At 69.0% G+C, this 14,622-nt stretch carries 15 protein-coding genes; 9 read left to right on the forward strand and 6 right to left on the reverse strand.

Annotated features, from left to right (window positions below):
• Positions 1–10 precede the first annotated feature (10 nt).
• The 6 genes from sdhA (at position 11) to KV396_RS01160 (ending at position 6,442) form a co-directional block, all read left to right on the forward strand.
• On the forward strand, positions 11–1,837 hold the full coding sequence (gene sdhA, locus KV396_RS01135; protein WP_247956573.1) for a succinate dehydrogenase flavoprotein subunit: 1,827 nt from the start codon (positions 11–13) through the stop codon (positions 1,835–1,837).
• A 2-nt stretch (positions 1,838–1,839) separates the two neighbouring features.
• Positions 1,840–2,607: a succinate dehydrogenase iron-sulfur subunit gene (locus KV396_RS01140; RefSeq protein WP_247624840.1), complete on the forward strand. Its 768-nt coding sequence runs from the start codon at positions 1,840–1,842 to the stop codon at positions 2,605–2,607.
• Positions 2,608–2,703: 96 nt separating this feature from the next.
• On the forward strand, positions 2,704–3,858 hold the full coding sequence (locus KV396_RS01145) for a YihY/virulence factor BrkB family protein (protein WP_247956574.1): 1,155 nt from the start codon (positions 2,704–2,706) through the stop codon (positions 3,856–3,858).
• Positions 3,859–3,868: 10 nt separating this feature from the next.
• Positions 3,869–4,708 (forward strand): exodeoxyribonuclease III, encoded by an 840-nt coding sequence (locus KV396_RS01150; protein ID WP_247634313.1) that lies wholly within the window; start codon positions 3,869–3,871, stop codon positions 4,706–4,708.
• Positions 4,709–4,776: 68 nt separating this feature from the next.
• Positions 4,777–5,754, forward strand: coding sequence for a tryptophan--tRNA ligase (gene trpS, locus KV396_RS01155; protein ID WP_247625264.1), 978 nt, complete (start codon positions 4,777–4,779; stop codon positions 5,752–5,754).
• 22 nt (positions 5,755–5,776) lie between these two features.
• Positions 5,777–6,442 carry a hypothetical protein gene (locus KV396_RS01160; RefSeq protein ID WP_247956575.1) on the forward strand — a complete coding sequence of 222 codons (666 nt, stop codon included), beginning with the start codon at positions 5,777–5,779 and terminating at the stop codon, positions 6,440–6,442.
• 79 nt (positions 6,443–6,521) lie between these two features.
• Here KV396_RS01160 and pth read toward each other — a convergent pair whose 3' ends face one another.
• Both pth and KV396_RS01170 read right to left on the reverse strand, forming a co-directional pair.
• The gene (pth, locus tag KV396_RS01165; protein WP_247956576.1) at positions 6,522–7,103 is read right to left on the reverse strand and encodes an aminoacyl-tRNA hydrolase; all 582 of its coding nucleotides are present in this window, start codon (positions 7,101–7,103) and stop codon (positions 6,522–6,524) included.
• A 100-nt stretch (positions 7,104–7,203) separates the two neighbouring features.
• The gene (locus tag KV396_RS01170; RefSeq protein ID WP_247956577.1) at positions 7,204–7,812 is read right to left on the reverse strand and encodes a 50S ribosomal protein L25/general stress protein Ctc; all 609 of its coding nucleotides are present in this window, start codon (positions 7,810–7,812) and stop codon (positions 7,204–7,206) included.
• A 231-nt stretch (positions 7,813–8,043) separates the two neighbouring features.
• On the opposite strand from KV396_RS01170, the gene KV396_RS16780 reads away from it, so the two are divergent.
• Positions 8,044–8,169 carry a hypothetical protein gene (locus KV396_RS16780; RefSeq protein ID WP_281731609.1) on the forward strand — a complete coding sequence of 42 codons (126 nt, stop codon included), beginning with the start codon at positions 8,044–8,046 and terminating at the stop codon, positions 8,167–8,169.
• A 4-nt stretch (positions 8,170–8,173) separates the two neighbouring features.
• On the opposite strand, the gene KV396_RS01175 is transcribed toward KV396_RS16780, so the two are convergent.
• Together KV396_RS01175 and KV396_RS01180 are read right to left on the reverse strand one after the other, a co-directional pair.
• Complete coding sequence (locus KV396_RS01175) at positions 8,174–8,668, reverse strand: gluconokinase (RefSeq protein WP_247956578.1); 495 nt, start codon at positions 8,666–8,668, stop codon at positions 8,174–8,176.
• A 40-nt stretch (positions 8,669–8,708) separates the two neighbouring features.
• Entirely contained in the window at positions 8,709–9,737 is a 1,029-nt protein-coding gene (locus KV396_RS01180; protein ID WP_407665555.1) for a D-2-hydroxyacid dehydrogenase, read from the reverse strand.
• 186 nt (positions 9,738–9,923) lie between these two features.
• On the opposite strand from KV396_RS01180, the gene gndA reads away from it, so the two are divergent.
• Complete coding sequence (gndA, locus tag KV396_RS01185) at positions 9,924–11,378, forward strand: NADP-dependent phosphogluconate dehydrogenase (RefSeq protein WP_282185362.1); 1,455 nt, start codon at positions 9,924–9,926, stop codon at positions 11,376–11,378.
• 59 nt (positions 11,379–11,437) lie between these two features.
• Here gndA and KV396_RS01190 read toward each other — a convergent pair whose 3' ends face one another.
• Positions 11,438–12,163, reverse strand: coding sequence for an ABC transporter ATP-binding protein (locus KV396_RS01190; protein WP_247956579.1), 726 nt, complete (start codon positions 12,161–12,163; stop codon positions 11,438–11,440).
• Positions 12,164–12,204: 41 nt separating this feature from the next.
• Positions 12,205–13,692, reverse strand: coding sequence for an ABC transporter permease (locus KV396_RS01195; protein ID WP_247956580.1), 1,488 nt, complete (start codon positions 13,690–13,692; stop codon positions 12,205–12,207).
• Positions 13,693–13,879: 187 nt separating this feature from the next.
• On the opposite strand from KV396_RS01195, the gene KV396_RS01200 reads away from it, so the two are divergent.
• Positions 13,880–14,608, forward strand: a complete 729-nt coding sequence (locus KV396_RS01200; RefSeq protein WP_247624850.1) for a response regulator transcription factor — start codon at positions 13,880–13,882, stop codon at positions 14,606–14,608.
• Positions 14,609–14,622: the final 14 nt, after the last annotated feature.

Raw genomic sequence — 14,622 nt, forward strand, 5'->3', positions numbered from 1 at the left:
CATACGAGAAGTGACTACCGAGACGCAGGATTCCGTCGTCCGTGACGGCGTGCACTACCACCAGTTCGACATCGTCATCGTGGGCGCCGGCGGCGCCGGCATGCGCGCGGCGATCGAGGCGGGCCCCGGTGCGAAGACCGCGGTGATCTCGAAGCTGTACCCGACCCGTTCGCACACGGGTGCGGCGCAGGGCGGCATGGCCGCGGCGCTCGCCAACGTCGAGGAGGACTCCTGGGAGTGGCACACCTTCGACACGGTCAAGGGCGGCGACTACCTCGTCGACCAGGACGCGGCGGAGATCCTCGCGAAGGAGGCCATCGACGCGGTCATCGACCTCGAGAACATGGGCCTCCCCTTCAACCGCACGCCCGAGGGCAAGATCGACCAGCGTCGCTTCGGCGGTCACACGGCCGAGCACGGCAAGACGCCGGTGCGCCGCGCCTGCTACGCGGCCGACCGTACCGGCCACATGATCCTGCAGACGCTGTTCCAGAACTGCGTCAAGCTCGGCATCAACTTCTTCAACGAGTTCTACGTGCTCGACCTGCTGACGGTGAAGGATGCCGACGGCAAGACGCAGGTCTCCGGCGTCGTCGCCTACGACCTCTCCACCGGTGAGCTGCACGTCTTCCAGGCGAAGGCCGTGATCTTCGCCACCGGCGGATTCGGAAAGATCTTCAAGACCACCTCCAACGCGCACACCCTCACGGGTGACGGCGTCGGGATCGTCTGGCGCAAGGGCCTCCCGCTCGAGGACCTCGAGTTCTTCCAGTTCCACCCGACCGGTCTCGCCGGCCTCGGCATCCTGCTCACCGAGGGTGCCCGCGGTGAGGGAGCGATCCTGCGCAACGCCTCGGGCGAGCGCTTCATGGAGCGCTACGCGCCGACCATCAAGGACCTCGCTCCCCGCGACATCGTCGCGCGCTGCATGGTGCAGGAGGTCGCGGAGGGCCGCGGCGCCGGTCCGCACAAGGACTACGTGCTGCTGGACTGCACGCACCTGGGCGCCGAGGTCCTCGAGACCAAGCTCCCCGACATCACCGAGTTCGCCCGCACGTACCTGGGCGTCGACCCGGTCGTCGAGCCGGTGCCCGTGATGCCGACCGCGCACTACGCGATGGGCGGCATCCCCACGAACAACAACGGCGAGGTGCTCGCCGACAACGACACGATCGTCCCGGGTCTCTACGCGGCCGGCGAGTGCGCGTGCGTCTCGGTGCACGGCGCCAACCGTCTCGGCACCAACTCGCTGCTCGACATCAACGTGTTCGGCAAGCGCTCCGGCCGCAACGCGGTCGAGTACGTCAAGACGGCCGAGTTCGTGCCGCTCCCGGAGAACCCGGCCGGATTCGTCTCCGACATGCTCGAGGGTCTGCGCAGTAACCAGGGCACCGAGCGCATCGCCGTGCTGCGCAAGACGCTGCAGGACGAGATGGACAAGGGCGCACAGGTCTTCCGCACGCACGAGTCGCTCCAGCACGTGCTGGGCGTCATCGCCGAGCTGCGCGAGCGCTACAAGAACGTGCACGTCGACGACAAGGGCCACCGCTTCAACACCGACCTCCTCGAGGCCGTCGAGCTGGGCTTCCTGCTCGACATCGCCGAGGTCGTCGTCTACGCCGCGCAGAATCGCGAGGAGAGCCGCGGCGGCCACATGCGCGACGACTTCCCGAAGCGCGACGACGAGAACTACATGCAGCACACGATGGCGTACCTCACCGGAGACGCGCACTCGTCCGACCCGGGCGACCACATCAAGCTCGACTGGAAGCCCGTCGTCTTCACCAAGAACGAGCAGGGCGAGTTGAACTACCCGCCGATGGAGAGGAAGTACTGAGCATGTCAAACGCCATCGCCGAAGCCCCCGCAGACACGACCGAAGAGACCGGGATCCAGTCCTTCATCGTCACCTTCAACATCCGCCGCTTCGACCCCGAGGTCGACTCCGAGCCGCACTGGGTCGACTACGACGTGGAGCTCTACTCCACCGACCGCGTGCTCGACGCGCTCCACAAGATCAAGTGGGAGGTCGACGGCTCGCTGACCTTCCGTCGGTCCTGCGCGCACGGCATCTGCGGATCGGATGCCATGCGCATCAACGGTCGCAACCGTCTCGCCTGCAAGACGCTGATCAAGGACCTCGACATCTCGAAGCCGATCTACGTCGAGGCCATCAAGGGCCTCCCCCTCGAGAAGGACCTCGTGGTCGACATGGAGCCGTTCTTCGCCTCCTACCGCGAGGTGCAGCCGTTCCTCGTCGCGAGTTCCGTTCCCGAGAAGGGCAAGGAGCGCACGCAGTCGATCGCCGACCGCGAGATCTTCGACGACACCACCAAGTGCATCCTGTGCGCGGCGTGCACCTCGTCGTGCCCCGTCTTCTGGACCGACGGTCAGTACTTCGGCCCGGCGGCGATCGTCAACGCGCACCGCTTCATCTTCGACTCGCGCGACGACAACGCCGCCGTGCGTCTCGACATCCTCAACGACAAGGAGGGCGTCTGGCGCTGCCGCACGACCTTCAACTGCTCCGAGGCCTGCCCCCGTGGCATCGAGGTCACGAAGGCGATCGCCGAGGTCAAGCAGGCCGTTCTGCGCGGACGCCCCTGACCTGCATCCGGCATTCGTTCGAGAACGGGCGGCTCCCTCGGGAGCCGCCCGTTCTCGCGTTTCGGCCCGTTGTCACCGATCGATAATGTGGAGGGCATGTCCGCTCCCCGTCCCCTCCGCGCGCGGCTCGAGGCCCCCATCGAGCGTGTGACGGAGCTGAAGGACCGCACCCTCGCCGCCTTCCCGGTGCGGGTCTGGCGCAACTTCGCGTTCAGCAACGGCTTCCTGCTGTCGGCGGGGATGAGCTACTACGTGCTCTTCGCCCTCTTCGCGCTGCTGTACGTCGGCTTCGCGGGCGCGGGTCTCTGGCTCGGAGCGAGCAGCCTCGCGATCGAAGCCCTCGTGCGCCTGGTCAACACGTACATCCCCGGGCTGATCGCCCCGGAGGGCGGCCTGTTCTCGGTCGAGGACGTCACCCAGATCGCTCAGGACTCCACGGGCATCCTGGGCGTCACCGGAGCGATCGCCGTCGGCGTGGCGCTGTGGACGGCGGTGAGCGCGGTGACCTTCACCCGGCGCGCGGTGCGCGACCTCTTCGGACTGCCGTTCGATGCGCGCCCGTACTGGTTGCTCAAGATGCGCGACTTCTTCGCGGCGATCGTCTTCGGCGGGGCCATGCTCGTCGGCGCGGTGCTCATCTCCCTGAGCGTCTGGGCGCTGGAGCAGATCTTCCTGCTCTTCGATTGGAGCACCGGCACCTGGTTCTTCTCGTTCGGCGCGCAGACCGTCTCGGTCGTCGTGGCCTTCGCGCTCGATGCGACCGCGCTGGCGATGCTGGTGCGCTTCCTGACGGGTACGCATCTGCACTGGCGATTCATCTGGCCCGGTGCGATGCTCGGCGGAGGCGCGATGGTCGTGCTGCAGCTCGGTGCCGGATTGCTGCTCTCGCACGTGCCCAGCAATCCACTGCTCGCCTCCTTCACCGTGATCATCGGTCTGCTGCTGTGGTGCCGCTGGCTGGCGATCGTGGTGCTGATGGCGGCCTCGTGGATCGCGGTGGCGGCCGAGGACAAGGATCAGCCGCTCGAGCGCGAAGACGAGGCAACGGCGCGTCGGGCCGAGAAGCAGGCGCTCCTGCTCGCCGCCCGCGTGCAGGTGCGCCGAGCGCAGGAGGCCGTCGACACGGCGCCCTGGTACCGGCGACCGGCCGCACGACGCGCGCTGAAGGCCGCGCAGCAGAGGCTGACGGATGCGCGGGCGGACGCCGAGGCGGACGCCGTGACGACAGGCAATGTCCGACCCCGCCCGTAGGCTGGTTCACATGCCTCATCTGCGTATCGCCTCGGTCAATGTCAACGGGATCCGGGCGGCCGCCCGCAACGGCATGAGCGGATGGCTCGACGCCGCCGACGTCGACGTCCTGACGCTCCAGGAGGTCCGCGGTCAGGACGAGCATCTCGCAGCCGCCCTGCCCGGCTGGTCGTTCGTGCACGACGAGGCGACCGCCAAGGGTCGCGCCGGCGTCGCGATCGCCAGCCGCGTTCCGGCGCTCGCTTCCCGCACGGCGTTCGGCGCCGAGGACTTCGACTCGAAGGGCCGGTGGATCGAGGCCGACTTCCTGCTCGGCGACCGTCCGCTCACCGTGGTCAGCGCCTACGTGCACTCCGGCGAGGCCGACACCCCGAAGCAGGACGAGAAGTGGAAGTTCCTCGATGCCTTCGGCCCGCGCCTGAGCGAACTCGGCGCCGACGATGCCCTCGCCCTGGTGACCGGCGACCTCAACGTCGGCCACCGTGAACTCGACATCAAGAACTGGCGCGGCAACCGCAAGAAGGCCGGGTTCCTCCCCCGTGAACGCGCCTACTTCGATCGCTTCCTCGGCGCAGCGGGCACCGAGGTGACGGGTGTCGACGGCACGGTCGGCACCGGGCTCGGCTGGGTCGATGTCGGCCGCCGCTTCCACGGAGAGGTCGAGGGGCCCTATACCTGGTGGTCGATGCGCGGCCAGGCGTTCGACAACGACTCCGGGTGGCGCATCGATTACCACCTCGCGACGCCTGCACTCGCCGAGCGCGCCACCGGCTACCACGTCGCCCGCGCCGCCGCGTACGACCAGCGCTGGAGCGACCACGCTCCGGTTGTCGTCGACTACACCTACTGACCCGGCACCGGCGACTTCCCCCGCCCCATAGGATTGAACGCGTGACCAAGCCTCGCCTCTACTCAGGAATGCAGCCCTCCGCCGACTCCCTCCAGATCGGCAACTACATCGGGGCGCTCCTCCAGTGGCGTGATCTGCAGAGTTCGTACGACGCGTACTTCTCGGTCGTCGACCTGCATGCCCTCACCGTCGCTCAGGATCCCGCAGTGCTGCGCGAGAAGACGCGCCGCACCGCCGCGCAGTACATCGCCGCCGGCATCGAGCCCTCGCAGTCGACGCTGTATGTGCAGTCGCACGTGCGGGCGCACGCCGAACTCGCCTGGATCCTCAGCACCATCACCGGCTTCGGCGAGGCCGGGCGCATGACGCAGTTCAAGGACAAATCGGCGCGGTACGGACAGGACGCCACGAGCGTCGGGCTGTTCACGTATCCGGTGCTGATGGCCGCCGACATCCTGCTGTACCAGACCGATGTGGTGCCCGTGGGCGACGACCAGAAGCAGCATGTCGAGCTCACCCGCGACCTCGCGGAGCGCTTCAACTCGCGCTTCGGCGAGACGTTCACGGTGCCGATGCCGGTGATCCAGAAGGACACCGCGCGCATCTACGACCTGCAGAACCCGACGTCGAAGATGTCGAAGTCGGCCGAGAGCGACGCCGGCGTGCTGTGGATGCTCGACGATCCGGCCAAGTCCGCGAAGAAGATCATGCGCGCGGTGACCGACAACGAGGGCTCCGTGCGCTTCGACCGTGAGAGCAAGCCCGGCGTCTCGAACCTGCTCACGATCTACGCGGCCCTCTCCGGCCGCCAGGTCGCGTCGATCGAAGACGAATACGCCGGGCGCGGCTACGGCGACTTCAAGAAGGGCCTCGCGGAGGTCGTCGTGTCGGAGTTCGAACCGGTGCGCGCCCGCGCGCTCGAGCTCCTCGACGATCCGGCCGAGCTCGACCGCATCCTGGCGGACAACGCCGGACGCGCGGATGCCGTGGCCGACGCGACCCTCGCGCAGGTCTACGACCGCGTCGGCCTGCTCCGCCGGGTCTGACCCTTCACCCTAGGATGACCTCGTGACCGATCCCCAGCTTCCTCCGCCGTCCGGTTCCGTGCCCTCAGGCTTCGTTCCCCCGGCTCCGCCGGCCGCACCGCCCGTCGCACCCGCACCGCCCGTCGCACCCGCACCGCCCGCTGCCGCTCCGGCTCTCGCACCTGCGGCGTACGGGGCGTCCGTTCCGCCTGTTCCGCCGGCGCCCGGCTACGCCGCGCCTCCCGGGGCCTATCAGGTGCCGGTCGGCGGATACGCGGCTCCCACCGGTGCCTACACCGTCCCCGACCCGGCACCCCGGCCGTCGAAGTTGACCGGCACGCTGTCGCTGGTCTTCGCTCTCGTCGCCGCCGTCGTCACGCCGATCGTGGCGGCGTTCGCCTCGTACGAGATCGGCCGACGGGTGCCCGAGGCGATCGTGCGCCTCAACAGCGACGACCTCTCGTCGCTCGCTGTCCTCTCCCCCGCCCGCGACCAGGTGCTGTGGGCGGAGATCTCGTTCTGGGCCGGCACGATCCTCGGCATCGCCGCGATCGTGCTCGGCATCATGGCCATCGCACGCAAGCGCGGTCGCGGCCAGGGAATCGGCGCGCTCATCGTCGCGGTCGTCGGCCCCGCGATCTTCTTCCTCATCGCCGGGGTCGCGCTCGGCGCCGGAGCGGCAGCCGGAGGCATCGGCCTCTACAGCTGAGGCGCCCTACGAAGCACGACGCGACGCCTTACGCGGCCCGAGTCCGCGCCATGCACAGCACGATTCCGCGCCCTGCGCCTCAGCGCGGTGCGTGGTGCTTCTGCTGGGCGGCGAGGAGTCCCTCGCCGATGAGGAGCTCGACGGCGTCCGCGGCATCCGAGACAAGGATCGGCAGGTTGGGTTTCTCGTCCTTGCCGAACGGCGAGAGCACCCAGTCCGCCGGATCCTGGCGTCCGACGGGGCGCCCGATGCCGACCCGTACACGCGGGAACTCGGGAGTGGTGATCGCGCGCGCGATGTCGCGCACGCCGTTGTGACCGCCATGCCCTCCCCCGGTCTTCAGCTTGACGGTGTCGAAGGGGATGTCGAGCTCGTCGTGCACAACGATGATCTGCTCCGCCGGCACCGAGTAGAAGCGCGCGAGGGCCGCCACGGGCGTGCCCGAGACGTTCATGAAGGTGTTCGGCTTGGCGAGCACGATCTTGTCGCCGCCCGGCCGGAGCCAGGTCTCGACGACGCGCGCTCCGCCCTTGTGCTCGCGGAAACTCTCGTTGCGGCGCGCGGCGAGCTCGTCGACCACCATCTGCCCGATGTTGTGACGGGTCGCTTCGTAGCGCGGGCCCGGATTGCCGAGCCCCACCACCAGCCAGGGGGAAGTCATGTCCTCATCCTCTCGCACGGGCGCGGCGGCCGCCCGGTCAGGGTACGACAGAGGGGACGCGATCGGATCGCGCCCCCTCTGTCGGTGATTCAGCCGGAGATCACTCCGCGGCGGGCTCCTCGGCGGCAGCCTCTTCGCCCTCGGCGGGCGCCTCGTCCTCTTCGACCTCGAGGGCCGGGATGGAGATGGCGACGACGAGCACCTCGGCGTCGGTCAGCAGCGTCGAGCCCTTCGGGAGCTTCACGTCGGCAGCCGTGATGTGCGTGCCGTCCTCGAGGCCCTCGACCGAGACCTCGACGTTCTGCGGGATGTGCGTGGCCTCGGCCTCGATCGACAGCGTGGTCGCGTCGAGGTTGGCGATCGTGCCGGGAGCCGATTCGCCGGTGACGATGATCGGCACGTCGATGGCGACCTTCTCGCCCTTCTTCACGACCAGGAGGTCGATGTGCTCGATGATCTGGTGCACGGGGTCCTTCTGGACGTCCTTGACCAGGGCGAGCTGCGGCGTGCCCTCGATGTCGAGCTCGAGCAGCGCGTTGGCGCGACGGATGATGAGCGAGACCTGGTGGCCGGGCAGTGCGACGTGCACGGGCTCGGTGCCGTGGCCGTAGATGACGGCCGGGATCTTGCCGGCGGCGCGCAGACGGCGGGCGAAGCCCTTGCCGAAGCTGTTGCGCAGCTCGGCCTGGACCTTGGTGTCTTCAGACATGAGGTTCTCCTTCGGGGCACGCAGCGATTGCGCCGCGCGGTGGTCTGTGTGTTGTCGTGTTCTCGACATGGACACGTGAGGAAAGCCACCGGGGACTCGCATCGCCGCGTCGATAACGGATGCTCGCGCACGCGCGCAAGCATCCCTCGCCGAGGTACTCGATCAATGGTACCGGATCACCCGATAGGCTGGGGACACCGTTCGCCTTCTCGCAGATCACGGAGACCCCTCATGCTCGACGGAGCCTTCTTCTCGCACGTCATCCTCTGGGTCATCGGCGCGATGACCGTCGGCGCCACGATCGCCAGCTTCGCCGCGCTGTTCTCGCTCGGCCGCTCCGGCTACCGCAAGGACTGACGCCTCAGGCGGCCGGGTCCCCGATCGCCGCCCGGATCAACGAGACGCTGCGTTCGACGTCCGCCGGCTCGACGCGGATGCCGTTCTCGTCACTCTCGAGCGACTCGAGGGTCGCCAGCTGCGAGTCCAGCAGAGCCGCCGGCATGAAGTGATCGGTCCGGGCACGCATCCGCTCCTCCAGCGCCGCCCTGTCGACGGTCAGCTCCGCGAAGAACGCATCGGACGACTCCGCCCTGATCGCATCGCGGTAGATGCGACGCAGCGCCGAGCACGCGATGACGATCCGATCGTCGGCCTGGAGCGCCCGTCCCACGACGCCGAGCCACGGCATCCGATCGTCGTCATCGAGCGGGATGCCGGCGGCCATCTTGTCGACGTTCGTGATCGGGTGCAGGTCGTCGGCATCGATGAACCGGGCCCCGATGCTCTCGGCGAGCGCGAGGCCGACGGTCGACTTGCCGCAGCCACTCGGCCCCATCACGATGATTCGCACGGTCATCGAACTCCTCCTCCGTCGAACGCGCTCAAGAGAGTTCCGCTCAGTAGAACTCGACGGTGTCGACGACCGCACGCAGCGGTCGACCGTCGAGCAGCCGGGAGGCGTTGTCGGCGAAGCGGCGCGCGATGCGCTCCTCCTCGTTCGCGTTGATCGCCGCCGTGTGCGGGCTCACAAGGACCCGGGGATGACTCCACAGCGGTGACTGATCGGCGAGCGGCTCCTGCTCGAACACGTCGAGGCCGGCGAACGCCACGCGCCCGTCGTCGAGAGCCGTCAGGAGCGCGGCCTCGTCGACGACCGTGCCGCGACCGACGTTGGTGAGGATCAGTCCCGGCTTCACGGCGGCGAGCACGTCGGCGCCGATCAGGTGGTGGGTCTGCTCGGTGCCCGGCAGGGTCACGACGATCGCGTCGACGTGGGCCACGGCATCCGTCAGCTCGGAGAGCGGGATCAGACGGTCGACGCCATCCACCGGCTCGCCCGAACGGGTCGTGCCCCACACGGTCGCGCCGAGCGCGTGGAAGCGGCGCGCGCACTCCGCTCCGATGCCGCCGAGGCCGACGACCAGCACGGTCATCTCGTCGAGCTGACGCATCTGCCAGCGATCCGGCCAGATGCGGCTGCGCTGGTCGGCGAGGAGCCGCGGAAGCCCCTTCGCCCCGGCGAGCACCGCGAAGACCGAGAACTCGGCCAGCGTGCCGCCGTGCACGCCCGCGCTCGTGGTGAAGACGACGCGATCGAGTTCGGCGCGGTCGAGGCCCGCGGCCTTGACCGACGCCCCTCCGCCCGCCGCCGTCGTCATCACCCAGCGCAGGGCGGCATTCGCACGCACGGTGCGGGCGAGCGCCGCCGCGTCCACGTCGGGGATGCCGAAGAGGACATCGGCGGAGTCGACCATCGCGTCGAAGGCCGTCTGCTGCTCGGCGGTGCGGACGTGGTCCGGATCCCCCGACCAGTCGGCGGGCCAGCGCGCGGGATGCACGAGCGAGTGGTCGCGCACGACCTCCAGCCGGGGCTCGAGTTCTTCGATCAGTCGGCACTGCTCCTCGGGCAACGGCACCGTTACCACCGCTCGCAGTCTGGGTCCGCTGTGCACCACGCTGATTCCTCCTCGAAGACGCCGTCTGCATCCAGCGTAGAGGCCCCCGGAGCGGCGCCCTGCCGGTCGCTGACGCAAACCGAGACACACGCGCACGGGTCCCCGGTGACAGCGATACGCTGAGAACAACCCTTCTTCACGATCGAGGAGCCTTCTGTGCCCGAAGCATCAGCCAACATCGGAGTCGTCGGACTCGCCGTCATGGGGTCGAACCTCGCCCGCAACCTCGCCAGCCGCGAGGGCAACACGGTGGCGATCTTCAACCGCAGCTACGAGAAGACCCAGAGCCTTCTCGACGCGCACCCCGAGGCCGGTTTCATCCCGGCGCAGTCCTACCAGGAGTTCGCCGACTCGCTGCAGAAGCCGCGCACGGCGATCATCATGGTCAAGGCCGGTGGCCCGACGGATGCCGTGATCGACTCGCTCGTCGAGGTCTTCGAGCCCGGCGACATCATCGTCGACGGCGGCAACGCGTACTTCCCCGACACGATCCGTCGCGAGAAGGCCGTGCGCGAGACCGGTATCAACTTCGTCGGCGCCGGCATCTCCGGTGGCGAGGAGGGCGCCCTCACGGGCCCCTCGATCATGCCCGGCGGCTCGGACGAGTCGTGGGTCACCCTCGGCCCGATCCTGAAGTCCATCGCGGCGATCGCCGAGGGCGAGCCCTGCGTGACGCACGTCGGCCACGACGGTGCCGGTCACTTCGTGAAGATGGTGCACAACGGCATCGAGTACGCCGACATGCAGCTCATCGCCGAGGCCTACGACCTCATCCGTCGCGGCACGGGCAAGAGCCCCTCCGAGATCGCCGACATCTTCGCCGAGTGGAACAAGGGCGAGCTCGAGTCGTACCTGATCGAGATCACCGCCGAGGTGCTCCGCCAGGTCGACGCCGAGACCGGTAAGCCGCTCGTCGACGTCATCCTCGACCAGGCAGGCGCCAAGGGCACCGGGGCATGGACCGTGCAGACGGCCCTCTCGCTCGGCGTTCCCGTCTCGGGCATCGCCGAGGCGACCTTCGCCCGTTCGCTCTCGTCGCACCCCGAGCAGCGCGCGGTCGCCGGCGCCCTCCCGGGCCCCGACGAGGAGTTCACCGTCTCGGCCGAGAACACCGAGCAGTTCATCGAGGACGTGCGCCTCGCGCTGTACGCGTCGAAGATCGTCGCGTATTCGCAGGGCTTCGACGAGATCCGTGCCGGCGCCGCCGAGTACGACTGGAACATCGACCTCGGGGCGATCTCGAAGATCTGGCGCGGCGGCTGCATCATCCGCGCACAGTTCCTGAACCGCATCGCCGACGCCTACGCCGAGACCCCCGAGCTGCCGGTGCTCATGACCGCACCGTACTTCGCCGAGGCGCTCACGCGCGGCCAGTCCGCCTGGCGCCGTGTCGTCGTGACCGCCGCGCAGGCCGGCATCCCGGCTCCGGCGTTCTCGTCGTCGCTGTCGTACTACGACGGCATCCGCGCCGACCGGCTGCCCGCCGCCCTCGTGCAGGGTCAGCGCGACTTCTTCGGCGCCCACACGTACAAGCGCATCGACAAGGAAGGCACCTTCCACACGCAGTGGTCGGGCGACCGCACCGAGATCGAGGCAGAGGACACCCACTGACCTCGCGCTGACGCACACGAAGGGCCCCGGCATCACGCCGGGGCCCTTCGTGCGTCCGCCTACTTCGTGATGTCCTGCACGGTGCCCTTCGAAAGCCGCAACCGGCGGGTGGCGCGGCGGGCGACGGCCGAGTCGTGCGTCACGACGATCATCGTGATGCCCTCGGCGCAGAGCCCTTCGAGAAGCGCGAGGATCTCATCGCGCATGCTCTCGTCGAGGTTGCCCGTCGGCTCATCGGCCAGCAGCACGCGCGGGCGCTTGACGATCGCCCGCGCGATCGCGACCCGCTGCTGCTGACCGCCCGAGAGCTCGGTGGGCAGGTGATCACCGCGGTCGGCGAGGCCCACGTGCGCGAGCGCCTCGGTCACGCGACGGCGCCGCTCGACCCGGTCGAGCGAGGCCGGTTCGAGCGCCATGTCGACGTTCTCGGCGGCCGTGAGCGTGGGGATCAGGTTGAATCCTTGGAACACGAACCCGATCTCCTCGGCGCGGATGCGGCTGAGCTCCTTCGGCGAGGCCGAGGCGAGCTCGGTGCCTCCGAGGGTCAGGGAGCCGGAGGACGGGCGGTCGAGCGCGCCGAGCAGCTGGAGCAGCGTGGACTTCCCTCCGCCGGTCGGCCCCTGGATCGTGACGAACTCGCCGGTGCCGATCTCGAGATCGACGCCGGTCAGCGCCTTGACTGTCCGCCCCTTCTGGGCGTAGGTGCGCGTGACGCCGGTGGCGCGGTACAGCGGCACCGCGGCATCCGTCTCCGAAGCGGTGGCGGTGGTGTCGGTGTTGGTCATCTTCTTCTCCTGGTCTGTCGTGGGTGTCGTGGGCGGCGCGATCACGCGACCGACCGCAGAGCCTCGGCCGGGCTGAGGCGGGCGGCGCGCCAGCCGCCGAAGGCACCGGCGACGAGGCCCCCGAGCACCGCGAGACCGACCGCGGCGACGAGCACCCACGGGGTGAAGGGGGCCTGCAGCACGATGTCGGCCGCCTGCGTGGTCTGGAACATCCCTCCCCCGCCCGTCGGACCGCCGCCCATACCGCCGGGGCCGCCCTGCGCACCCTCGGTGGCCGCGGCGCCCGCCGCGACGGTCGGCCGGATGACGTTGATCACGATGATCCCGGCGATGCCGATCACGAGGCCGACCGCTCCCCCGATGAGGCCCTGCACAATGGATTCCCCGGCCACCTGGCGCACGACGCGCCCGTTCGACCATCCGATCGCCTTCAGGGTGCCGAACTCCCGGGTGCGGCGCCCGACGCCCGAGAGGGTCAGCAGGACCGACAGCAGCACGGCGACCGCCAGCACGATGATCGAGAGCCACGTGCCGAGGTTGGTGATGAGCGACGTCGCGCTCGACAACGAGCCCGAGACGCTCGACGCGAGCTCGGCCTGCGAGGTGACGGTCGCATCGGGCAGCTCGTCGGTGAGCGCCGCCTGGACGGCGTCGATCGACGACGCCGAGTCGGCCTGAACGTAGACGGTGGAGATCACGTCGCCGGCGCCCGAGAGCTCCTGCGCGGTGTCGAGGGGCAGGTAGACGTTCGCCGCGGTGTCGGCCGCATCCGAGGTGGAGGTGAGGATGCCGACCACCTCGACGTCCGACCCCGCGACGTCGATCGTGTCGCCGACGGCGATGTCGTTCGTGGTCGCGTAGGTGCTGTCGACGAGGGCGACGAGCGCGCCGCTGTCGTCGGCGTCGAGCGCGCGTCCGTCGCCGACCTCGACCGAGGCGAGCGGTCCGATCGCCGTCGCCGCCGGGTCGATACCGAGGACGGTGTAGGAGTCGACGCCGAACGCGCCGCCGCCCGCCCCATCGGATCCACCCTGCGGAGGAGCCTGGCCCTCTGCGGGCATCTGTCCCTGCTGGCCCTGCGTCGCGCCGTCCTGTTGTCCGAAACCACCGCTGGGGAGTTCGCCCGAGAAGGTGGAGTTGGTGAGGCTGAGTGCGCCCGTCGCGGCCGAGACGCCCTCGGTCGAGGCGACGGTGTCGAGCACCGAGGCCTCCAGCGTGCCGCGCATGAAATCGGTGCTCAGCGTGGACTGGTTGAGGGTAGTCGTATCGCCCTCGGTCTCGCCGGAGTCGGCGTCGAACTCGAAGCGCGGGCCACCGCCCTCCCCGGGCTCCACCGCAGCTCCGGTGACGGTCAGATCGGTGCCGACGCCGTACACGGACTCGAGGGCCTGCGCCTGCGCGTCGCGCACGCCCGCCGTGAGGGCGTTGACGATGATCACGAGTCCGATCGCGATGGCGAGGCCGATCGCGACGATCGTCGTCTGCTTCTTGCGGCCCGCGAGTTCGCGCCGCAGATATGTTCCGTACATCTCTCTCCTTCTGCCGCGGAGGTCGCGGTGCCAGAGACGACGTTAGGAACGCGGTCTATGCGGATTCGAAGGCGAGGTGATGAAGGGGCTATGGATGAAGAGGCCGGGGGTGACGGCATCCGATCTTCACAGGCTATGCATAGCGCGCTCCATAGAAACCCCATAGGAGTTTCCGCAGAATGAGTGCATGACCAGTGATCTCCCCGACCTGCGCCGCCCCGACGGCACCCCGCTGCGCATCCTCGCGGTGGACGACGAGCAGATGCTCACCGACCTGCTCGCGATGGCCCTGCGCATGGAGGGCTGGGAGGTGCGCACCGCGTCATCCGGCATGGAGGCGCTCCAGGTCGCCCGCGAGTTCGAGCCGGACGCCCTCGTGCTCGACATCATGATGCCTGACCTCGACGGGATGGCCGTGCTGCGGCGCCTGCGCGAATCCGGGAGCCTGGTACCCGTGCTCTTCCTCACCGCGAAGGATGCCGTCGGCGACCGCGTCGCGGGCCTCACCGCCGGCGGCGACGACTACGTGACGAAGCCCTTCAGCCTCGAAGAGGTGATCGCCCGCCTGCGCGCGATCATCCGCCGCACCGGCCACGCGATGGCCGACGACGGACAGTCGATCCTGCGGGTCGCCGATCTCACCCTCAACGAGGACAGCCACGAGGTCGTGCGCGATGGCACCGAGATCGAGCTCACCGCGACCGAGTTCGAGCTGCTGCGGTACCTCATGCGGAATGAGCGTCGCGTGCTCTCGAAGGCGCAGATCCTCGACCGGGTGTGGAGCTACGACTTCGGCGGCAAGTCGTCGGTGGTCGAGCTCTACATCTCGTACCTGCGCAAGAAGATCGACGCCGGACGCACTCCCCTGCTGCACACCGTGCGCGGCGTCGGCTACATGATCAAGGCTCCGCAGTGACCCAGACGAGGATG

It is taken from the genome of Microbacterium galbinum (assembly GCF_023101185.1).
GTDB lineage: Bacteria > Actinomycetota > Actinomycetes > Actinomycetales > Microbacteriaceae > Microbacterium > Microbacterium galbinum.